The 24403-nt window shown below is 42.5% G+C and carries 14 protein-coding genes; all 14 read left to right on the top strand.

Annotated features, from left to right (window positions below; all coding sequences use genetic code 11):
- The first annotated feature begins 110 nt into the window (after positions 1 to 110).
- The 14 genes from HMPREF1532_RS09645 to HMPREF1532_RS09580 all read left to right on the top strand — a co-directional run bounded on the left by HMPREF1532_RS09645 (position 111) and on the right by HMPREF1532_RS09580 (position 24399).
- The gene (locus HMPREF1532_RS09645; protein WP_005928339.1) at positions 111 to 1265 is read left to right on the top strand and encodes an MFS transporter; all 1155 of its coding nucleotides are present in this window, start codon (positions 111 to 113) and stop codon (positions 1263 to 1265) included.
- Between the two features lie 116 nt (positions 1266 to 1381).
- A complete protein-coding gene (locus tag HMPREF1532_RS09640) occupies positions 1382 to 1831 on the top strand; it encodes a hypothetical protein (protein ID WP_005928336.1) in 450 nt (149 codons plus the stop codon).
- A gap of 12 nt (positions 1832 to 1843) precedes the next feature.
- The gene (locus tag HMPREF1532_RS09635; RefSeq protein WP_005928333.1) at positions 1844 to 2368 is read left to right on the top strand and encodes a hypothetical protein; all 525 of its coding nucleotides are present in this window, start codon (positions 1844 to 1846) and stop codon (positions 2366 to 2368) included.
- Positions 2369 to 2379: 11 nt separating this feature from the next.
- Positions 2380 to 5424 carry a SusC/RagA family TonB-linked outer membrane protein gene (locus HMPREF1532_RS09630; RefSeq protein ID WP_005928330.1) on the top strand — a complete coding sequence of 1015 codons (3045 nt, stop codon included), beginning with the start codon at positions 2380 to 2382 and terminating at the stop codon, positions 5422 to 5424.
- 6 nt (positions 5425 to 5430) lie between these two features.
- Positions 5431 to 7089 (top strand): RagB/SusD family nutrient uptake outer membrane protein, encoded by a 1659-nt coding sequence (locus HMPREF1532_RS09625; protein WP_005928326.1) that lies wholly within the window; start codon positions 5431 to 5433, stop codon positions 7087 to 7089.
- 50 nt (positions 7090 to 7139) lie between these two features.
- Positions 7140 to 9953, top strand: coding sequence for a SusC/RagA family TonB-linked outer membrane protein (locus HMPREF1532_RS09620; RefSeq protein WP_005928323.1), 2814 nt, complete (start codon positions 7140 to 7142; stop codon positions 9951 to 9953).
- 12 nt (positions 9954 to 9965) lie between these two features.
- Positions 9966 to 11603: a RagB/SusD family nutrient uptake outer membrane protein gene (locus HMPREF1532_RS09615; protein WP_005928320.1), complete on the top strand. Its 1638-nt coding sequence runs from the start codon at positions 9966 to 9968 to the stop codon at positions 11601 to 11603.
- A 32-nt stretch (positions 11604 to 11635) separates the two neighbouring features.
- The gene (locus HMPREF1532_RS09610; RefSeq protein WP_240060397.1) at positions 11636 to 12091 is read left to right on the top strand and encodes a hypothetical protein; all 456 of its coding nucleotides are present in this window, start codon (positions 11636 to 11638) and stop codon (positions 12089 to 12091) included.
- Positions 12092 to 12093: 2 nt separating this feature from the next.
- Entirely contained in the window at positions 12094 to 14379 is a 2286-nt protein-coding gene (locus HMPREF1532_RS09605) for a GH92 family glycosyl hydrolase (RefSeq protein ID WP_005928315.1), read from the top strand.
- A gap of 18 nt (positions 14380 to 14397) precedes the next feature.
- A complete protein-coding gene (locus HMPREF1532_RS09600) occupies positions 14398 to 15885 on the top strand; it encodes a T9SS type A sorting domain-containing protein (protein ID WP_005928313.1) in 1488 nt (495 codons plus the stop codon).
- Positions 15886 to 15930: 45 nt separating this feature from the next.
- Positions 15931 to 17901: a discoidin domain-containing protein gene (locus tag HMPREF1532_RS09595; protein ID WP_005928311.1), complete on the top strand. Its 1971-nt coding sequence runs from the start codon at positions 15931 to 15933 to the stop codon at positions 17899 to 17901.
- 114 nt (positions 17902 to 18015) lie between these two features.
- Complete coding sequence (locus tag HMPREF1532_RS09590) at positions 18016 to 19362, top strand: T9SS type A sorting domain-containing protein (RefSeq protein WP_005928310.1); 1347 nt, start codon at positions 18016 to 18018, stop codon at positions 19360 to 19362.
- A gap of 109 nt (positions 19363 to 19471) precedes the next feature.
- A complete protein-coding gene (locus HMPREF1532_RS09585) occupies positions 19472 to 22642 on the top strand; it encodes a glycoside hydrolase family 2 TIM barrel-domain containing protein (RefSeq protein ID WP_005928307.1) in 3171 nt (1056 codons plus the stop codon).
- A gap of 26 nt (positions 22643 to 22668) precedes the next feature.
- A complete protein-coding gene (locus tag HMPREF1532_RS09580) occupies positions 22669 to 24399 on the top strand; it encodes a class I mannose-6-phosphate isomerase (RefSeq protein WP_005928304.1) in 1731 nt (576 codons plus the stop codon).
- The last annotated feature ends 4 nt before the right edge of the window (positions 24400 to 24403 follow it).

The raw sequence follows: 24403 nt of genomic DNA, 5'->3' as shown, positions 1-24403 counted from the left end.
TTACAGTAGTTAATCTTTTATAGCTACAAAAGCCCTATGTTTGCAAAAAACAAATCTGAAAACATGGGAAATTACACAATTACAGCAGGCATCGGAAGGAGGCGTATTATATGAAACGCGCTCAAATAATAGCATTATTGCCGGTTTTGGCAAGCTTTTTTGTTATGGGATTCTGTGATCTTGTCGGCATAGCATCCAACTATATGCAATCCGACTTTTCCTTATCCGAAACCCAAAAGAACTTCTTACCTTCAATGGTCTTTATCTGGTTCTTTGTATTTTCTGTTCCGTTCGGTGCTTTCATGAACCGGGTAGGAAGAAAAAATACAGTGCTTATTAGTTTAGGCTTTACCGTTCTGGCTATGATACTCCCCTTATTGGATTACTCCTACATATCTTGTCTGATTGCTTTTGCATTGCTCGGCATCGGGAATACGATTCTACAGGTTTCATTAAATCCGTTACTGATGAATATTATGGATGAAAACAAATTGGCCAGCAGTTTGACTGCCGGTCAGTTTATTAAGGCCATATCCTCTTTTGCCGGACCGATTATTGCAGTTTGGGCAGCCGGTTTTCTGGGAAACTGGATTTATATGTTTCCTGTTTTTGCACTAATAACACTGTTTGTCGGTTGCTGGCTATTGTTCACACCGATACCCAAAGAAACTACAAAAAATACGTTATGGTCATTCAAACCCTATCTCATCCTATTGAAAGATAAAACGATTCTATTATTGTTCCTGGGGATCCTCTTTATTGTAGGAGTAGACGTCGGCTTAAATGTCATGATACCCGGTTTTTTAATGGAACGTTGCAGCATGGAGCTGAACGAAGCCGGTTATGGCATTAGCCTGTATTTCGTTTTTCGCACCGTAGGTGCATTTATGGGAACATTCATTCTGGCACGCTTCTCTTCCATCAAGTTTCTACGGATCAGTATGATTATCACTTTATGTGTATTTATCTTTATGCTTTTTGTTTCCGAGAGCCAGTTGCTGTTAGCCATCATAGCGATTGTCGGTTTCTTCTGCGCCAACGTATTCAGTATCATTTTCTCAAAGGCATTACAATTGTATCCCGACAGCGCAAATGAGCTTTCCGGACTGATGATTATGGGAATATCGGGAGGAGCAGTTGTCCCGCCATTAATGGCCGCTTTCTCACAATGGGTAGGTAGTTTTAACGGTTCACTAATGATCATCGGACTCTGCATTACTTATCTGCTATATTGTTCTTTCGCATTAAAAGCGACAAGAAAATAGAGAAAGATTAGCTGATCATCAGCAGATGTTACACTGAATAGAAGAGTTGTTACCAGGAAAATCTATATAAATAATATTTTGTAATATTTTTGTGACGTGTAAAAAATCTTATTATTATGAAAATGAAAAAAATCCCATTATTATGCGCATTACTCATTTCCTTTTTAGGAACTGCCTGCGATAAAGAGACCGATAACGATATCGATTTATCGGGATCATGGCAACTGATTTCACAAATCTCAAATGATGAAGAACAGGAACTGGATGAATGCGCAAAAGGTGAATTACTGTATTTTACAGAGAAAAATGTTTGCTACCTCTACCTGCCTTGTGAATCGAAAGATTTGAGAACTGCCTGGAATTATGAAAGCAATAACCGAATTCTGAATATTTCGGATTTATTGCCTGTAACCTTTTACGTGGAGGATCGTACAGCCAACAGATTAACCCTGAAATATTATACTTATTCGGCAACAGGGCAATTAGACACCTATATAAAAACGTATAAAACGGTCGAAACTATTATTGAAGATGGCAAGCTGAGATTAAAAGAATCACATCAATAAACACCAAATACCATGAATAAATATCTATTAGGTTTAGTATTTCTACTATTCATTTTCTCTTCCTGCTCGAAAGATGAAGATTTGGCAAGCGGACTATCGGGATATTGGAAACAAGTTGCCGCCTATGACAACGGAGAAGTGTGCAGTACCGATAAAGAAGAAAACCTCTCCATTCTGTTCGAAGCAAACGGAGTTTACAGGATGTTTGATCCCTGCCTTGAAAAGGAACATGCCGGAACATGGCTTGTAACCGACAAAGACTGGTTGAATATGTCTATGGATAAAATAGCCGGTAAAAACTCATCCGACAATTCTTATCGATATACTCAAGTGCTGGTTCGTTTCACCATAACCCACTTAGAAGGGAATGAAATGGAACTTCGTATAAAAACATTCTTAGGAGAACGTAAGAAAACAGTTATGTTTTCCCAGATGGAACAAGATCCTACACCCGCTACTCCTGAAGAGGCGATGGAATTAGACAAGAAAAATAAAGAACTGCATACCTACACCTATCAGTTTAGACGAATTCATTAAAATATAATATTATGAAAGGATATACTATATTGCTTCTATTATTCCTTTGCCCATGCTTTGTGTCGGCACAAGACCTGGTAGTGAAAGGAATAGTATTAGATAAAAATAATGGGGAACCTCTAATCGGTGCCACTGTTCTGGTAAAAGGTACTACAATCGGTGTTGTAACCGATTTGGATGGCAACTTTTCTTTAAAAGTGCCTGCAAAAGATGTACAACTGAGTATCAGCTATATCGGTTTCGAAGCTCAGACCGTAACTCCCGTATTCGGAAAGAAGATGAAAATAGAGTTAGGAACAGATGCTGCCGTAGCCTTGGATGAAGTTGTCGTAGTTGCTTTTGGTACGCAGAAAAAGGAATCAATGGTAGGTTCCATTTCAACTGTAAAAAGCAAAACGCTGACTACGGTCCCGGCGTCCAACCTGACCCAATCTTTAGCCGGTAAAGCTTCAGGTGTAACAATCGTTCAAAGTTCCGGTGAAATCGGACGCGACGAAGCAGATATCTACATCCGCGGTAAAGCAACGTTCGCCAATGAAAACACGAAACCTTTGATTGTAGTAGACGGAATTATCCGTGAAAGCTTTGCACAAATTGATCCTAATGAGATCGAAAGCATCAATATATTAAAAGATGCTTCGGCAACGGCCGTTTATGGTGTGAAAGGAGCGAACGGCGTTATCATCGTAACGACCAAGAGAGGAGTTGTCGGTAAACCGGAAGTATCCATTACTTCACAAGTGGCAGTAAACGTTCCTATTCGGTTGTATAAGCCGTTGGATGCCTATCGTTCTGCTCTGCTGCGCAATGAAATGCTGAATAATGGCGGTCAGCAAGCAGAATACAGTGCAACAGATTTAATGAAGTATCGGACGAAAGTTTCTCCTTATACCCACCCGGACGTGGATTGGATGGATGAGATTATGAAATCCGGTTCCATACAACAGCAATACAATGTGAATGTGCGGGGGGGTACCAAATCGATGCGTTATTTCGTTTCCGGCGGTTTTTTTAATCAGAATTCTCCATTCAAAGGAGACAATATCACCAACTTCAACCGATATAACTTCCGGTCGAATCTGGATTTCGACATTACGAAAGATTTGAGTGCTTCGATCAACATAGGCGCCCGCATTGAAGACCGCCATTATCCCACTTCCATGCAGTATAGCAGTTGGGATATATACCATGCCGCAATAGCCAACTCCGGTCGTAAATATCCGGCTTTCAACATGGACGGCTCTTATGGCGGTGACAAAGATTACTCCAATATACATGCCTTGATTCGTGATTCCGGAGAGTTCAAAGAAAACCGGAACGTACTGGAAGCGGGGCTCAACCTTACCTATAAATTGAGTTGGCTTCTTCCCGGGCTTGCCATAAGAGGACAAGTGGCATACGATGATGACAGTAAGCATGGAAAGATCTATCGGAAAGAGGTTGCTACCTACCAATATCTCTACCCAACAGACACCTATATCATGCACGGAGAAAATCGTCCATTGCGTTGGGACTGGCAATATGTAGACAATTTCCGGAAAATTTATCTGGAAGGCGGACTGACCTATGAACATGATTTCAGAAAACACAACGTAAGTGCTCTTATATTATTTAACCGTCTGTCTCATGGATACAACGTCGATTTGCCATACGCAAGCCAGGGTATGGTAGGACGGTTTGTTTATGGATACGACACCCGTTATCTGGCAGAAGTCAACTTCGGCTATAACGGTTCGGAAAACTTCGCCAAAGGAAAACGTTACGGATTATTCCCCTCTTTTGCATTAGGCTGGGTTATTTCAAATGAACCTTTCTATAAAAAATCCAATATCAGCAAGATTATGAATAGTCTGAAAATCAGAGGTTCTTTAGGCTGGGTCGGTAATGATCGCGTCTGGGCATACGACCCGGTAGCCAATACCAGCACAGAAGCACGGTTCATTTATCTTCAACAATACGAATATGTTGATACCAGCAACACAGACAACTCCTATATATTCGGTATTGGCGACAACCGCGTTCAAGGTATACGCCAGGGACGTGTAGCCAACAAAGATGTCTCTTGGGAAACTTCCAGAAAATTGAATATCGGTTTGGAGGCCGGCCTTTTCAACAATGCCCTGACTTTCAATATTGATTATTTCCATGAAAGGAGATCGGATATCCTGACACAGGTACAAACAATGCCGTCTTACGTGGGAACCGTATTCTCTCCGGCCAATATCGGTATTGTACAAAATCAGGGAGTGGAATTAGAAGTAAATCACAGCCGCTTCATCGGCCCCGATTTCTCATATTCCATCAAAGGAAACATGAGTTTTGCAAGAAACAAAGTGATCGATATGGGTACTCCTCTCGGTGTTTTACCTTATCAGCGCCCGGAAGGATATCCCATCGACACCCCTTTGAAACTGATCACCTTGGGTTATTTTCAAGACTATGACGATATAGAAAGAAGTCCTTCCCAATTAGCTCTGGAAGGAAATACAGAAGTACATCCGGGAGATCTGAAATACAAGGATATCAATGGTGACGGAGTAATCGACCGTGCCGATTTTATAAGGACCGGTTATCCGTTGGTACCCGAGATACAATACGGTATCAACTTGTCCTTATCCTATAAAGGATTTGATGTCGGCGTACTGTTTCAAGGTTCCACTCACGTCTCTTTCGACAAGAATTGGGAAGCGATGTGGGCCTTTTCCAACGGAGACAACGTGTACGATAAACATTGGTCTTATTGGACTCCGGAAATGGGAGATGCAAATGCCAAATACACCCAAATGTACGGAAAATACCAAAATAATGAAGCCGGCGCCGATTATACTTTGTCCGATGGAAGTTACATACGGCTAAAGAATCTCGATATCGGCTATACCCTTCCTAAAAAAATAACGGAAAAAGCCTTTATAAAGACAATCCGCATTTATTTCTCGGCTCTGAACTTGGCAACCTGGGCCAAAGAACCTTATCTTGATCCGGACAACAGAGACAACAGAGCGGCAAACATGCCGCCAATGAAAGCATATAACTTTGGTTTAAATATTAATTTTTAGGATATTATGAGAACATATAAAATATTCTCCTGCCTGTTAGCCATTCTCTTTTACGGCTGTGATGACTATTTGGACCGGGCACCGGATTTAAATCTGGACGAAAACAAGATATTCACCAATTACGAAACCGCCTATAAATTTCAAGCCGATATTTACACCAATCTACTGAAAGGCTTCAATGTGCTCGGAAGTTTTGATCCGGCTCCTATAGCCTGTGCTACGGATGAAGCAGAATCACGTTTCGGTTGGAATACCAGCAATTCATTCAATGTCGGTTCGTATGATGATGTAGATAATCAGTTGACCCGCAACTATGAAGGTATCCGCAAAGCAAATGTCTTCTTATCCAAGAAAGACATCATTCCTTTCCCGAGTCAAGAGATGAGAGAAAGATTATTAGGCGAAACTCTTTTTCTGCGTGCTTTCTTCTTCCACGAAATCATCAAACGATATGGCGGCATGCCCATTCTAAATGATAAACTTTTGTATCCGAATGACAATCTCAGCTTACCGCGAAACAGTTACATGGAATGCGTAAACGCTATCTTGGAAGACTTAAAACAGGCTATCGGGCTATTGCCGGTAACAGTAAATGAAAACGAACAGGGACGCATTACCCGTGGAGTTGCCATGGCACTGAAAGCCCGGGTGCTCTTATATGCAGCAAGCCCGTTGTGGGATAAAGAAAATACGAATCCGGAAAAATGGAAGCTTGCTTATGAAGCGGCTGCAGATGTACTGAATTTGAAAGATGAAGACGGTAACCCGGCCTATCGCCTGTTCGATCGTGGCAACGGAGCAGCCGACTATGAGAAAGTATTCCTGCTGCGCCCCGATGAAGGGAACTCAGAAGTGATATTCTGGTATAATAATGTTCCTGTTGGCTTCACCAGCAGCGAGATAAAAGTTTGGGCGCCTTCCGGCGAAGGATTCGGCGGAGTAGGTGCCGTAGCTCCTACACAGAATTTTGTAGACTTATACGAGATGAATAACGGCAAACCGATCACGGATGAGGATTCGGGCTATGATGCACAAGATCCCTACAAGAACAGAGATCCCCGTTTTTACAAAACGGTTATCTACAACGGAAGTATATGGCAAGGAATCACTGCAGAACTGTATATGGGTGGTAAACACCGTCTTTCCAAAGACAGATGCCGCACCGGATACTATGTACGCAAATATTTACCGGAAAGTTTGAATGAAAAATCATCCAATAAAGCTTATCACAACTGGATTTACTTCCGCTTGGCCGAGATGTATTTAAATTATGCAGAAGCGTTGAATGAGAGCCTTCCTGTTCCTTCTACCGAAGTGTACAATGCTGTGAATGCTGTCCGTAAAAGAAGCGGCATGCCTGCTTTACCCCAAGGTCTGTCTCAAACCGCCATGCGGCAACGTATCAAGAATGAGCGGGCGATAGAACTTGCCTTTGAAGAACACCGATGGTGGGATGTACGCAGATGGAAAGACGGGGAGACTTACTTCAACGGTCCGATGTACGAAATGGAAATCACGAAGAACAGTGACAATAGCTATACCTACAACAAAGTTGTTTTCGAAGACCGAATATTTACGGACAAAATGAATCTGTACCCTATTCCTAAGAGTGACATGGATAAAAACCCCTTATACCAGCAAAATCCCGGATGGAATAATTATTAATGATACATTTTCGAATGTGTAAATAGTATTAATTGAAAATAAGTAAGAATATGAAATATTTTATCGGGCATTTATCTTTCAGACTTTTATGTCTGGCCCTTACGATAGCTTGTTTTTCCCTTCCGGTTTTTTCGCAAAAGAGTGAAAAAGCGGTGCAGGATACCATAAAAAATAAGACAAGCAACGAAAAGTATTTGCAGACATCGGCCGTATCGACAATCCGTTATTCAGATCTGGATAAGGCATCGGCCTCCAATTTAGAGAATGCATTGACCGGCAAAGCTTCCGGATTAACGATCTTACGCAAGACGGGAGACGAACCGGGAAACAGCCTCTCGGATATTTATATACGCGGTATCGGAACATATGGACAGTTCCGTTCACCTCTCTTCTTAGTAGACGACGTAGAACGGGACATCAGTCAGATGGATATTGAAGAGATAGAATCGATTTCCATTTTCAAAGATGGTGCCGCCAATACCCGATACGGACAGAGAGGAGCCAACGGAACCGTATTTGTAACAACCAAAAGAGGAATTATCGGTAAACCCGAGATTTCTCTGACAGCTCAATACGGCTTTCAACAACCTACACGGCTACCGGATTTTTTGCCCTCCCGTGAATATGTCTCTCTTTACAACAAAGCATTACAGAACGACGGACTACCGGTACCGTCGGACGAAAAATATAATCCGGGAATTTATGACGGGACTCAGAACCCCTATTTATTTCCCGACGTAGACTGGTATTCTTCTTTTTTGAAAAACAGCACTCCCCAACAGCAATATAAGGTGTCCGTCCGGGGAGGTACGGAGCAGGTCAAATATTTTGTATTATTCAGTTTCTTAGGTAAAGACGGGCTTTATAAATATACCGATATAAATTCCGGATTTAATACGAATGTAAATTACAACCGGTATAATATCCGTTCGAATATCGATGCTGCCGTCACAAAGTCGCTGGATGTATCATTGGACCTGGCCGGAAGAATAGAAGACAAGAATATGCCTAACAGCACTTCTTCGGATATCTTCAATGTATTGTCTACAATTGCTCCCAATGCCATGCCGATCACTTACGAGGATGGAAAAATAGCAGGTACTTCGCAATACAGACAAAATCCTTATGGAATGATTTCCCACACCGGATACCGGAAAGACAGAAACAAAGTATTGCAAGTGAAAGCACAGGCAAAACAAAAACTGGATATCGTGACAAAAGGATTGGGAGTACGTGCCATGGTTGCTTTTGACGGAGTATCGGGATATGGTACCGGTAAAACGAGCAATTATGCAACTTATGAGCTACAGAGAGATAATACATACTCTGTGTACGGAGAAGACAAACAATTGTCATTGGCTCAAGAGAAATTATACGATTATTATCAATATCAACTGGCCTTTAATGCAGGTTTCTCTTATGACCGTATTTTTGGAAAACACGAAGTCTATGCCGATGCCCGCTATTATCAGTCTCAATTATTTGTACAGGGTGACAATCCCGCTTATGCGCGTCAAGGAGTCGATGGCAAACTGACTTACTGTTTTGACAAAAGATATGTCGGTGAAATCAGTTTCGCTTATGACGGCAGTGATGAATATGCACCGGGACACCGTTTCGGCTTTTTCCCAAGCATCGCCGGAGCGTGGATCATATCCAATGAATCCTTCTTCAATACCAAAGCGGTGAATTATTTGAAACTGAGAGCCTCCTATGGAGAAGCCGGAAACTGTAAAACCGGTTTTGACCGTTATGCCTATCAGTCTCATTGGTCGGGCTTTGATCAGTCCAGTGGCGGTTACATCTTCGGTAGTGGCTTTGCCTGGAGTGACGGAGCTTGGGAGGGTCGTTTGCCTAATCCCGATTTGACATGGGAAACGACCCGGAATTTAAATGTAGGTATCGATCTGGAATTATTTTCGAGCTTATCAGTCACTGTCGATGCCTTCTGGCATAAACGTTCGGATATCGTTTCGGAGAAACAGAATACTTCCTCCTGGATCATCGGTGCTCCATTCCCGTATGTGAACATCGGTACGGTAGTCAACCGGGGTATGGAAGTATCGTTGATGCATCAAAAACGTATCAACAAAGTAGGTTATTTTGTTCAGGCAAACGTCTCATTGGCAAAAAACAAGATTCTGGCAATGGATGAAGTGGAAGGTCTGAAGGAATATCAAAGGAGAACCGGAAAATCCGTAGCCCAGCTATGGGGATTGGAAGCCTTAGGTTTTTACATGAATGAAGACGATATAAAAAACAGCCCCATCTCCACTTTCTATAAAATTCGTCCCGGAGATTTAAAATACAAGAACCAGAATCCGGATGAGGATAATCACATAAACTCTTATGATGAAATACCTATAGGGAAACCGACTGTCCCGGAAGTGACCATGGGATTATCATTGGGAGTAGATTATGCCGGATTTGATTTCTCTGCAGTACTTTCAGGAGTAGCAAACCGTTCGGTTTATCTGAACAATGCGGCAGTATGGGCTTTGCAAAATAATAATAAGGTGACAGCACTGGCCTATGGAGCCTGGGAAAAAGGAGTGCGTGAATCGGATGCCACCTTCCCACGCCTGACAACAGAGAACAATCTGAATAACTACCGTTCTTCTTCATTTTGGATCAAAAACGGTAACTTCCTGAGATTAAGCAATGTGGAATTGGGGTATCAGTTACCTTCTTCCGTTTTGAGAAAAGTGAACATTAAGCAACTCCGCCTTTATGTCAATGGGCAAAATCTGCTTAGCATAGATAAATTAGGTAAATACAACCTCGACCCGGAAGTAGTAGATGCAGGCGTTACCGGGTATCCTATGATGCGTTCTTTCAACATTGGTATAAATATGAAATTTTAAATTTAGGGCCATATGAAATACATATCTAAATTATTAATCTTATCAACCTTGTTTTTAGGGTCATGTGATATTCTGGACAAGGATATAGATACAAATCTGGACAAAGACGACATCTTCACTGACGAACGGTTTGCCCAGGGATTTCTGAATAGTACCTACCGGGAACTGATTAACGGTTTCAACCGTCTGGACCACGCCATGTTCGCCTGTGCTTCAGACGAAGCGATCTGTTCTTATTCCGGCTCCGCGGTACACAGCTACAACAATGGAGCCATCACTCCTTTTTATAATCCGGAAGAAGAAATCTGGAAAACGATGTATGCCGGCATCCGCAAGACGAATATGTTTTTGCAGGAGCTGGAAACAACCATCAAAGAGGCAGGGTTGATTGATAAAAACGAACAGACCAAAGCCACTTATAAACGCATGAAGGGCGAAGCCCTGTTTTTAAGAGCCTTTTATCATTTTGAGCTGGCCAAGCGTTTCTCAAACATTCAACTGGTCGATAAGGTACTGACAGAAGAAGAGGCAAAAACAATCAAGCAGTCTACCTTTGCAAAAGCTATAGAATTTATCGTCCGGGATTGCGAAAATGCAACCACTTATTTAGATGATTTCAAAAAAGAATCTGCCGACTATGGACGCGCCACCCGGCTGTCTGCATTGGCACTGAAATCGAGGGCATTACTCTATTTAGCCAGTAAACTAAACAATCCGGATGAAGATAAACAACTTTGGAAAGATGCGGCAGACGCAGCCAAAGAGATAATGGATATACAGGTAAAGAACCCTTCACAAGTCGGTTTGCTGAGTGCTTATTACTCCGTCTTTACCACTCCCTATAATATTGAGATTCTCTTTGCTACGAGTTCGGACAACTCAAATGAGGTAGAATTATACAATAACCCGATTAGCTATGGCGGAAAAGGATATACCAACCCGACTCAAGAACTGGTAGATGCTTACGAAACAACGAAAGGATATCCGATCGATGATCCCCGTTCCGGTTATGATCCGGAGAACCCGTATAAAGGGCGCGATCCCCGTATGGAATATTCAGTTGCCTACAACGGATTAAAATTTAGCGGCACTCCGATCGAAACATTTGTCGGTGGAAAAGACGGACTGAACAAGACGCCTACGGCAACCAAAACCGGATACTATATGCGGAAGTTCATCGACCAGAATCTGGACTTATCAAAAGACCAGAAACGCCGCCGTCCCTGGATATTGTTCCGATATGCGGAAATTCTGCTAAACTACGCCGAAGCGATGAACGAATATCTGGATGCTCCGGACCAGTCCATATACGATGCTGTCAATCTGATACGCAAGAGGGCCAAAATCCCCCAACTGAACATACGCATGAACTTATCCAAAGAAGAAATGCGTGCACGGATCAGGAATGAGAGACGAGTAGAACTGGCTTTTGAAGAACATCGTTTTTGGGATGTACGCCGTTGGGAAGAAGGACAGACCTATTTCAATCAACCTATTCACGGCATGAGAATTACGATGGAAAATGAAAAAGCTTCGTATGAGACATTCGTTGTTGAAGAGCGGGTGTTTGAACCGAAAATGAACTATTACCCGATTCCCCAGTCGGAACTTCAAAAGAACAGCAAACTGGATCAGAATCCGGGATGGTAAGAATATAATATCAGAACAAATTAAATAGACCGATGAACATGAGTTTTCATAAAATAACATCCGCCATAAGCATGCTACTGACAGTCATGCTTATATGTTCCTGCGACCGGGATTTAAATGAAGGAGTTGACTACTATTCTCCTCAGGCCGATATTGCCAGAGATACCTTTGAAGTGGCACGGGGAGAAAATGTGGAAATAAAAGCATTCATAAAAGACGAAAGCGGCATTGCCTATCTGGGGCTGGAATATGCCGACTGGAATTTGAAAGACGAAATATCCGTCGACGAAGTTTCAAGAACAACCGGATACGACTATACATATAAGATAACAGTGCCCTTGAATGCCTTGTATGAATGGGATGAAGTATATACCAAACATGACGGAACAAAATTCAATATCAAACAACGTTATCATAAGATCTCTTTGACCTGCTATGACGGGGTTAAGAACAAGAATATTTTTTATTTCTATATAAAAGTGAAGTAATTATGCAGGTAAAGTATAAATTGACTGTTTTTCTATGCTGTTTATTCACAGCATTTCAAACGAATGCTAACGGGAAAGAGCCGGTAGATTATGTAGATTGTTTCATCGGAACTTCCAATTCACGCTGGATGCTCGGCCCCTATGCACAAATGCCGTTTGGTATGGTACAAATCGGCCCGGATAACCAAGGTAATCGCTGGATGGGCGGATACGAATATGCCATTAACAGTGTTTCGGCATTCAGCCACATTCATGCCTGGACAATGGGCGGCCTGTCGATGATGCCTGCAACCGCAGATTTTACCATCGAAAATCCGGGACCGGACGCTCCCTACAAAGGGGCTAATGCCGGCTATCATTCACGTATATTAAAAGAGACGGAAAAAGCGTCTCCGGGATATTACGAAGTAGAGTTGTATGACCATCGGGTAAAGGCTGCCATGACAGCCACTACCCGTTGCAGCTTCCAGAAATACATATTCCCGGAATGTACCGATTCAAGGATTCTGATGGACCTTTTGTTCCCTACCGAATGGGATTACGGATTCTCGGTGAAAGAAGCAACTATAGAACAAGTAAGCGACACCCGGATTGAAGGATATGCCAAATGCGTATCGGGTGCTTGGAGCCGTTGGAATGATTGGACATTGTATTTCTCTATCCGTTTCAGCAAGCCATTCGACTCTTTCAATGGTTGGAAAGGCACGGAAGTAACAGAGAATATAAACAAAATTTCCGGTTCAGACGAAATGGGAGCTTACGTGACTTACAAGACAGCAGAGAATGAAGAAATCCTGATACAGACGGGGCTGTCATTAGTCAGCATAGAAGGAGCCAGGCAGAATCTGGAGAAAGAAATGATCCGACCTTTCAGATGGGATTTCGAAGCATGTGTAAACAATGCACGTCAAACCTGGAACAGCCTGTTGGGAAAGATCAAAGTAGAAGGAGGAAAAGAGCAGGACAAACGTAAATTCTACACCAACCTGTATCGTGCCTATGCAGGCAAGCAAACTTGGAATGACATAGATGGCAAATACCGGGATGCCTGTGAAAACATACAGCAGTTGAAACCGGGACAGGCCATGTACGGAGGAGATGCCTTCTGGAATTCTTATTGGAACCTGAATGGTTTATGGTCTATCGTCTCTCCGGAGATTATAGACAATTGGGTGACAACACAGTTAGAAATGTATCGACATACCGGTTGGACAAGTAAAGGACCGGCCGGCATTGAGTATTCCGGCATCATGGAAGGCTCCCACGAAGTTGCCCTGATGGTAGCGGCCTATCAGAAAAAGATACGTAAAGACGGGGATGCCATTTACGAAGCCGTTCACAAAATGGTAACGAATCCCGGTGGCGAACATCCCTGCGGAGGAACCTACGGTCAGATCGATCTGGATGCTTATGCTCGATACGGCTATATGCCCAGCGAGATAAATGTGGTATCCAAGACACTGGATTATGCTTATGATGACTTCTGTGTATCACAATTGGCAAAAGCACTCGGTAAGAAAAAGGATGCCACCTTTCTGGAAAAGCGTTCCATGAACTATAAAAATGTATTTCATCCCGAATACAAGTATGTATGCCGCAGAGACTCATTGGGGAACTGGGACGATCAGTTCGATGTATTCTCCAATGCCGGTTTCATTGAAGGAAATTCCTGGCAATACTCCTGGTATGTACCTCATGATATCAAAGGACTGATAAAACTGATTGGAAAGGAAAAAGCATTGGAACGATTGTCCGACGGATTTGAAAAGTCGAGAAAACACAATTTTGCCGCACACGTATTCGACCGTACCATGGGGCAATCGGCCGAGTTTTATATCAATCAGGGAAATGAAGTGAATATGAACTCTGCATTTATATTCAACTATCTGGATAAACCTTCTTTATGCCAGAATTACACAAGAGAGATACTCGACCGGTTCTATGGCGACTCTCCCTATAAAGGCTGGGAAGGAGATGAAGATGAAGGTCAGATGGGCGGCTGGTTTGTCATGTCGGCTATGGGCCTGTTCGAAATGGATGGGGGCGTAACTGCTGATTCGGAACTCGATATAACCTCTCCTCTATTCAATAAGATTACCATTGCTCTGGATTCCCGCTATTATCCGGGTAAAGAGTTTGTGATAGAGGCGGTGAATAACTCACCTGAAAACCGCTATATCCGTAGTGCCCGGTTAAATGGAAAGCTGTTAAAGAATTTCCGTATTCCATTTAGCGCATTGGTGAATGGCGGACGATTGGAACTTGAGATGGGTAATGAACCTTTATAACATACGAAAGGATTGATTATGAAAGTGATAAGATTTATTATTTGTTATTTGTTGCTTGGGCATACTGCCAGTCTGGTAGCTGCCGATACCGGCGATAGCCAAACGGACGAAAGAAATAGAATTGTTGTTCTCGCCCGTTTCCAAAATGATCCGGACTTCGAAGAACCGCAGAGTTATTATGAGGAGTTCTTTAACGGTCCGGGTGAAATGTCGGTACAATCTTATTTCAAGGCCCTGTCTAATGGGAAATTGAAAATAAACTCTTCCATTTTCCCAATGAACGAACCAACGTCTTCGGAACACTCTTATGAATTGAAATACTGTTTTTACTGTTACGACAGTGACTGGTCAAAGAGTTTTCCGGAATGTAAAGGGAAAGATATCAGTGCAGGACTTGCAGACGTTTCAATCGGTTTTATCATAAGAGAACTTGCAGAAAAAATAACTTCACAGGTAGACGGCAATCTATACGACCGGGACGCCGATGGATATATAGATGATTTCGTAATGGTTTTCCGAGGCGGAAGCCGTGGCACGGACAAAGGAGTACATTCACCTCAGAATGGAGAACTGTCCGAACGTTTTATAAATGCCAACGGAGATATTGAACTGGGAGGAAAGAAAATAAAGAAATATACCATTCTTTATGAACGTAGCTCTCTGGCCACTCATTGCCGTTTCTTACTGAACGAACTGGGCTTCCCTTATCTGTATCGCTCCCGTTCGGAATATCCCCGCCCTGTCGGCATGTGGGATGTGATGGACGGGCCGGAACTGACTCTTCCGTTGGTATACAACCGTTGGAAATATTCCGGAGGTACATGGGTAGAAGATATCCCGGCTATCAGAAGCCATGCTACCTACACTTTGAATTCTGCCGATAAACCGGAAAAGAATGCTTATAAAATTCTGACAGATGATCCGACAGAATTCTTTGTTTTAGAATACCGCAACAACCAAAACGCTTATGAAAGGTATTTGCCCGAGTCCGGATTATTAATTTACCGGGTACATACTGATAAAAACGGTTCCACAGAGCCGGTTCCAGAGTTTTATGTATTCCGGAAAGACGGAGAAATCGACCAGGCCGGTGATCTGAATGAAGCATTATTCTCGGATATAAACGGAAGAAACATATTTAGTGCGGCTTCCAATCCCTATCCTTTTATTAGTAATGGCGACCGGGCGGATATTGCAATCTCCGACATTAAAATAGAAGGAGAAACACTGACATTCACTACGGGCGATCTTCCGAGTTCAGTGGAAGAAATAACATCTTCCAAACAACTGAAGCTATACTATGCTCCCGATACAAAAAACTTATCGATCTCCGGAGATTGGGAGCATGTCAGTATCAAAAACCTTTCGGGTATCGATTTATTAACCGAACAGAACACTTCGGGAGACTATTCACAATCTATTAGTTTACAAGAATACCCAAAGGGAGTTTACCTGATTGTTGTCAATAAAGACGGGCACAACGAGACAATGAAGATTGTATTGTAAAGCTGTATCCATTCAATTTTATAAATAGAATTTAATCAGAATAGTATGAATAAAATAGGTTATGCATTACTTATTGTTTGGGGGCTGCTCCCGTTAAACACGGTTTGCAGCACAAACACAATTCCTTTTGTGGGAGTATCTGCCAGTAATTCGGACGGTATCATGCTCTCAGAGAATTTAGTAAACAATTCGGGGTTATCGGAAAATTCGGCCAACGCTTTTCACGACAATGCTTCAAACGGTTCTACCATGTGGTGTAGCAGAACAGGAGTTTTAGGAGATGTGAAACTGACATTTGACCTGAAAAAATCATATCATTTACAGAATCTGTATATCTGGAATTTCAATCAGCCGGACAATCTGAATAAAGGAGTGAAGAATATGCGTATTGAATATTCCACAGACAAAACGAATTGGACTGAGTTACCGGCTCCGGCAGAGCCCGGTTATACAATGGATGCATCTTATCCGTTTCAGTTGGCGCAGGCTTCGGGTACGAGCGAACTGAAAGCAACTAATTTGAATGATGGGAAAAATTCTCCGATAAACTTATCCGGTGTACAAGCACAGTATGTCCGTTTTCTTATTTCAAAAACGATAAACAACGGTAATTGGGGTGGAAATGCCTTCGGATTGAGCGAAGTGCTGTTCACTACCGACGACGAGATCGATGATGCGTTAAAAGTCTCCGTCGATTTTGGCCAAGTGAATAATACATGCGGAAATATGCTCTTCGGAGGATGCCAGAATCCGTCGCTCCCTCATTCCCATAAAATATTACCCCAGCTGACGGATGCCGGTTTCAATTGTATCCGTTGCGATATGTGGCTTGAAAAAATCTTACCGGCAAATATTACCTATCAAGATTACATCAATAACGTCAACGATGTACAAAACCCCGATACATGGGATTTTTCGGATTTAGAACTGGCAGTCCGGGCTAAGAAAAGCGGCATGAAAGTAATGATGATCATTGCCTATTGTCCGGGATGGCTGGCATACAACGGTACCAGTAAAGGGGTTCCTATGGACCTCGATGTTTATGCCGATATTGTGCGTAAGGTATATAGCCGTTATCACAAATATATAGACTGGGTAGAAGTATACAACGAACCGGGATATTTCATGACCATTGATAAAAGTCCTTATGCATCGGCCGGTGCGGCATTGGCAGATATCTATATGACCTGTGTAAAGGTGGTACGGGAAATTACGCCGGATATGCCGATGGGAGGGACCTCTGTTGTCACTCATTCCGACGGTGGAGTCGGTGGCAGCACCAATCGTGATTTCTTCGCGGATAAACGTATAAACAAGGATAACTTTAATTTTTATTCTCATCATGTATATGGCGATTATGGCATTCCTACGGAACAGGAAACTGTAACAAGAGTCAAAAATCTGTTAGGGAAATTCGGATACGCCGACCTGCCGGTTTATTTCACCGAATGGAGCACATCTATCAGTAACGCTGCAGACTCCATAACCTATACCGGCTCAAAATCACACCTCTTTGTAGCCAACTGTCTCGTCAACTGGATGCGCGACGGGCTGACAGGAGCCATGCATTGGAATTATTTGCAGGCATTTGCCGAAAACGGAACAACAGAACAGGGAATTTCATCGGATGCACACGGGCTTTATAGTTGGGACGTTCGAAGCAAAGAAGGAAAACTACTGCCCAAAGCATATGTATTTACTCTACTTTCCAAAACGCTCGGATTGGGAAAAGGCGAAAACCGCGTTGTACAGACCGATTATGCAGAAGCAGCAGAGCATTTGAATGTACTTTCAATCATAAATGCTGAAGGAGAATACTCCACAATCCTCATAAACAATCACCAGACACCTATAAAAGTGGCCCTTTCTTCCAATTCAGACCATTCGAGAATCGAGAAGCATACAGTAACTTATACCGAAAAAGGAATAAATGGTGAGAATATTATTTCCACTGATAAAAAAAGTGTCATAACCCTCGCTCCAATGTCTGTAACGGGCATAAAATACATAAAATAAGTAGGTTGTTACCAGGTAGCGAGTGAATGTTACAAGTGTGAATCTCCGTTTTTCTATTCCTCGCTACCTTGCAGCCGTTTTCAAAACAGATTGTATAACTTTAAATAACTTATCATGAAAAGGAAAATTATTACTTTATGTACAGCGTTGTTTGCATTAGGTATTCATGCACAAATTTCTACCCCCATGTGGGAAAACTTCGAAGGCAGTTCTTTAGTATTGGAAAACATTACTTATGAAGGAACCGGAAGTGAAACAATGGGTGTTGAAGAAAACCCTCAGAAAAGCGGAATTAATAAATCGGAAAAATGCTTTGCCCTTACAGCAACCAACCAGCATGACTGGTGGCACAAACTACACATCGCCCCGGCAGAAGGAGAATACTTTATGCCGGCTTCCGACAAGCACGTATATCTTCATTTTAAGATGTATCGCACCCGAATCGGAGATGCCAGTGAAGTGCATGTTTATGACGAAAAAGGCACACAGGACGGACATTTCCAAGCACAATTCAATAATACAAAAGCAAATTGCTGGGAAGATTTTGTATTTGATCTGACCTCTTATGTCCAGGCAGGCAAGGGAATCAGCAAAATTGTCATACAACCCGAATTACAATGGAACGGTCCGGGCGCCGTACCGGAAACCAAATATTTATTGGATGATTTTCAGTTGATGGATTCTTCCTATCCGGATGGAGCACAAATACTTGAGATTACAGACATCGCGAATTTTGATGATCCGGACATGACTGCAAAAAATCTGATGGAATGGAGTTCGATGGATCCGAATGCTTCTTGCACGGTAGTCGATAATCCGTCTTCTGAGGCTGTAAATTTAACAAAAAAGGTTTTGTGTTATGATAAGCCGGCATCTGCGGTTTGGTGGCATGCTTTGCAACTGCCTATCAACGGCTTGGTGAAAGCCGAATATCCGAATACCAACCTGCATATAATGATGTATACCGGCGGGCAGACAGTACGAGTAATTGTAAAAGACCATATGGGTAATCAGGCCAGATCCGAATATATGCCTTATGACGCTACCAGTTGGGAGGACTTTGTATTCGATATCTCTGAATTGAAAGGTGAAACAATCTCTGCAATCGAATTCCTGTTTGGCTTTAATGGAGAAGATAACTGGGATAATCCGGCTGGAAAATTCTACATTGACGAAATTATTTTAAATGACGAATTTGATGCACGCGAAGAGGTCAGCACCGGTATCAATGAATTAAAGGATAACAAGAGCGGCATAGCTGTATACTCCACCGACGGAAGCATCTATGTCAAAGGAAACAACCTGAACAAGGTGGATGTGTATACAGCAGCCGGAACCCTTGTTGCAGAAAAGGCAGGAAACATGAATGAATGTTCTATGGCATTGCCTCAGGGTATGTACATTGCAAAAATACAAACGGTAAATGGAGAAATTGTAGCAAGAAGTATTGTAAATAAATAGTATAAAGTTTTATCAATAGGTATGAATACTCCCTGATACATAAGTAGCGAACTATATATTCATGTATCGGGGAGTCTTTTTTAGGGTCAGACCGTTTAAACAGAGAAGAATGAAAGTCATTAGAATTTTAATATACATTGCATTATCCATTGTATGTACCGCCCTGTCTGCACAACAGAAAGAGTATGAAAATCCTCGCGTGACAGGAGTAAACAGAGAGAGCGGACGTGCAACATTCTGGTACTATTCGGATAGAACCGAAGCACTGAAAGGTGGTTATGAAAATACCCCGGATAATATACTGTTGAATGGCAAATGGAAGTTTCATTTTTGCGAAAAACCGGCCGAACGCCTGGTAGATTTTTACCAGACAGGATTCGATGTATCACAATGGGACGATATTGACGTACCGGGCAGTTGGCCCTTACAAGGATACGACAAGCCTCTATATATGAATCATCCTTACGAGTTCAATTATATAGACCCCTACCCGTATCGGGTTCCTACGGAATGGAATCCTGTAGGAGCGTTCCGACGTGTAGTACATATTCCCGTTGCCTGGGAAGGGAAACGGGTGGTGTTGCATTTGGGTGCTGTCAAGTCTGCCTTTTATGTTTGGGTGAACGGACAAAAGGTCGGCTATTCTCAAGATTCGAAAATGCAGGCAGAATTCGATATCACCTCTTATATACAACCGGGAAGAGAAAATGTGATTGCCATCGAAGTCTATCGCTTTTCGATCGGCTCTTATTTAGAATGCCAGGATTTCTGGCGGTTGGCAGGCATCAAAAGAGATGTGTGGCTGTATGCCACCTCTCCGGTATTCCTGAAAGATTTCTTCGCTATAGGCGATTTGGATGAACAATACAAGAACGGGGAACTGGAGTTGAACTATACACTCAAAAATACCCAAAAACGCAAAACATCAGTCAATGTCTCTTTTTCTTTACTCAACAAGGAAAATAAAGAGATCTGGGCAGAGCAGCAAAAGATAGTGTTGCCCGGACTGAAAGAACAAACTATGAATCTGAAGCAGGTGATCGAAGGCTGTTCACACTGGACAGCAGAAACACCCAATTTATATACATTGCTGATCGGTGTCGAAGAAGCGAACGGCAATACGACATACAGTTCATGTAAAGTAGGATTCCGTAAAGTGGAAGTAGCGAATGCACAACTTCTGGTCAATGGAGTTCCTGTTTACATCAAAGGGGCTAACCGACATGAGCACCATCCTAAATACGGACATTATATTCCTCGTGAGACGATGGAGAAGGATGTCCGGTTAATGAAACAATTTAATATCAACGCAATTCGCACTTGCCACTATCCGTGCGACCCTTATTTTTATGAGTTGTGTGACAAATACGGGATTTATGTTGTGGATGAAGCCAATATCGAATCGCATGGTTTAGGGGCGGCTCTACAAAATGTAATAGATCCGCAAAAACATATCGCTTGTGATCCGGAGTGGACAGACATTCACCTGGATCGCATGAACCGTATGTTCCAAAGAGATAAAAACCATCCGTCAGTCATTATCTGGTCTATGGGTAATGAATGTGGTGACGGAGTCAACTTTGTCAAAGGCTATAAAATGTTGAAGGCACTGGATAAAAGCCGGTTAGTGCAGTTCGAACAGGCCGGAACATTACCACATACGGATATTTACTGCCCCATGTATATGAAAGGGGAAATGATGAAAAATTATGCCTTATCGCCGGATGCACGCATACCTCTTATCCAATGCGAATACGCCCATGCAATGGGCAACAGTCTTGGAAACTTCCAAGATTACTGGGATTTGATAGAAACTTATCCGGTATTACAAGGAGGCTTTATATGGGACTTTGTAGATCAAGGAATGGATGCCTATCACAATGGAGTGCATTATTATGAATATGGTGGCGGATTCGGACAGGAAAAGATCCGTAACGACGGTGCATTCTGCATCAATGGATTATTCTCTCCGGACAGAAAACCCAACCCGCACGCGTATGAAGCTAAAAAAGTATTGCAGAGTTTACGGGTACGAAAGAGTGGACTGGGAGAAAAGGTCTTTAAAGTCACGAATACATTCTCATTCACCAATGCAGATAAGTATCAGTTGACATGGAGCCTTTTGCAAGACGGACAAACTGTAGAAAACGGTACCATACCGTTCGCCCTTGCTCCTCATTCCGCCGGATTATTGACCATACCCTATCAGACAGCCCTTTCTGACTGTCATGAATATTTCTTAAACGTTGAATTCAAGTTGAAAGAAGCGGAGGATCTGTTACCCAAAGGTTGGACAATAGCCTATGATCAGATCGCTTTGAATCATCCGGTCAGAAAAATAACTGTCGGTAATACTTTAAACAAAACATTGACCTATCAAGAGAACGATACGATAATCGATATAAAAGGAGAACGCGGATTAAACCTAATCTTCGACAAACGGAAAGGAGGACTGAGTTCTTTTCGTTATGAAGGCTTCGATTATCTGAAATCATCTCTTGTTCCGGATTTTTGGCGTGTAAATACCGACAATGACGATTGGGACAGCGAGAATAATGTCTGGAAGAATGCTATTTCCAAAATGCAAGTATTGCAAGTTACGGTAGAACCTGCCACTGCCGTTTCTAAAAAGGAGAAAAAATACGAACAGATAAAAGTGCACGTTAAAACACAATTTACCGTTTCGGAAAAGCCGCAGCATACCATTTTCTTCGATACGGACTACACTGTACATGCCGATGGAAGCATCCGGGTAGATAACTATTTTACACCGAATTATTACAACGGAGAATCCAATATGTCCATACCCAGAATTGGCCAGGTAGTGAATATGAATTCTGAATTATCATTGGCTCAATGGTACGGCCGTGGTCCTTGGGAAAACTACTCAGACCGTAAAACCTCCGCATTAGTAGGGGAATACGAAATGCCCGTCAGTGAACTTCCTTACAACTACATCCGTCCTCAGGAGAATGGTTATCGCACGGATGTCCGGTGGCTGAAATTAAAAAGTCCCGATGGGCATGCACTGAAAATAACGGGTGAACCGATATTCTGTTTTAATATTCAGTTCACCGGACAAGACGGATATTTCACTAATGACGGCGCCCGGATGCGCTCTTCCGTCAATATGGTAAAAGAGCAAAATTATTATTTGAATATTGACTATGCACAAAAGGGAGTGGGTGGCGATAACTCTTGGGGAAAGCCGGTACACTCCGAATATTTGGTTTTACTGAGATATCATGCCTATAGTTTCTGGCTGCAACCGGAACTATAATTAAATTATAAAGAATACATATCATTATGAGAAAAGCAAATTATGACCGGTTTCCATCTACTAAAATTTCGGGAACTGTAATTCAAGGATGGGAGAATATCTGTTCTCTACTGGAAGAACATTTAAAGGCCTATCCGGCTTTAGCCGTTGATTTTTATACAGGGGTATATGAGGAAGAAGTAATAAATGAACTCCATCGCTTATCCCCCGCCCTATTTATCGATACCCGCGACCTGATGAAACCGGAAAGTGAGATTAAAGCTATGACAGCCCGCTTTATGACGGATGACGTCTTATTTGGCTACGTGACTAATATCACGCTAAACGATTATTTTGACCAGGACAAACTGAAGAAAGCGCGTGAGGAAGTAATTGCGACAAAAGGAAAAGTAGTGGTTGTGGGAAGCGGAGCCGCCATGGTAGTCCCTGCCGAAGCCGTATTGATTTATGCAGATATGGCGCGTTGGGAAATCCAACAGCGTTTCCGCCGTCATGAAGTGAAAGCATTGGGGATAGACAACCGGAAAGACGCAGTATCCCTGCAATATAAAAGAGGCTACTTCAATGATTGGAGAGTATGCGATAAATACAAGGAAAGTTTGTTTGACAAGGTTGACTTCTGGTTAGACACCCACATAGCAACTGAGCCTAAAATGATTGATCAAACCACTTTTTTCAAAGGAATCGAAGAGACGGTTCATTCTCCTTTCCGCGTAGTTCCTTTCTTTGATCCGGCTCCCTGGGGCGGTCAATGGATGAAAGAAGTATGCGATCTCGATCCGGAAAAAGAAAATTACGGTTGGTGTTTCGATTGTGTTCCCGAAGAAAACAGCCTCTATTTCGAAGTGAATGGTGTACGATTCGAATTGCCATCGGTAGATCTCGTACTTTTAAAAACAAGAGAATTGTTGGGTGAGCCGGTAGAAGCGCGTTTCGGAAAAGACTTTCCCATCCGTTTCGACTTTCTCGATACGGTAGGTGGCGGTAATCTAAGTGTACAGGTACATCCCACGACACAATTCATTCGCGAAAACTTTGGCATGTACTACACACAGGATGAAAGCTATTATCTATTGGATGCCAAAGAAGGTGCTACCGTTTACCTCGGTTTGAAGACGGGTATCGATAAAAATGAAATGATTGAAGACTTGCGGAAAGCCCAAAAAGGAGAAATAGTATTCAATACGGAGAAGTACGTGAATAAACTGCCCGCAAAGAAACACGATCATTATCTGATTCCGGGCGGAACCGTACATTGTTCCGGCTCAGAAGCATTGGTACTTGAAATCAGTTCTACTCCTAACCTGTTTACTTTCAAGTTATGGGACTGGCAGCGTTTAGGATTAGATGGAAAACCACGCCCCATAAACGTAGAAAGAGGAAAAGAAGTTATCGACTGGAAACGTGATACGGAATATGTCAAACAGCATTTGGCCAACCATCTGACAAAGATTTCCAAAGGAGACGGCTGGAGAGAAGAAAGAACAGGGCTGCACCCGAATGAATTCATCGAAACCCGCCGCCACTGGTTTACCAAACCTGTGACACACCATACGAACAACAGTGTGAATGTCTTGAATCTGATAGAAGGCGAAGAAGCCATCATCGAAAGTCCCAACGGAGCGTTTAAGCCATTTGTGGTTCATTATGCCGAAACATTTATCATTCCGGCAAATGTAAACGAATACATCATTTCCCCTTATGGCAAGTCTGCCGGTAAAGAATGTGCGACTATTAAAGCTTATGTGAGATTCTGATAAA

The organism is Bacteroides salyersiae WAL 10018 = DSM 18765 = JCM 12988 (assembly GCF_000381365.1).
Lineage (GTDB): Bacteria > Bacteroidota > Bacteroidia > Bacteroidales > Bacteroidaceae > Bacteroides > Bacteroides salyersiae.
This window is presented reverse-complemented; position numbering and strand designations above follow the sequence as displayed.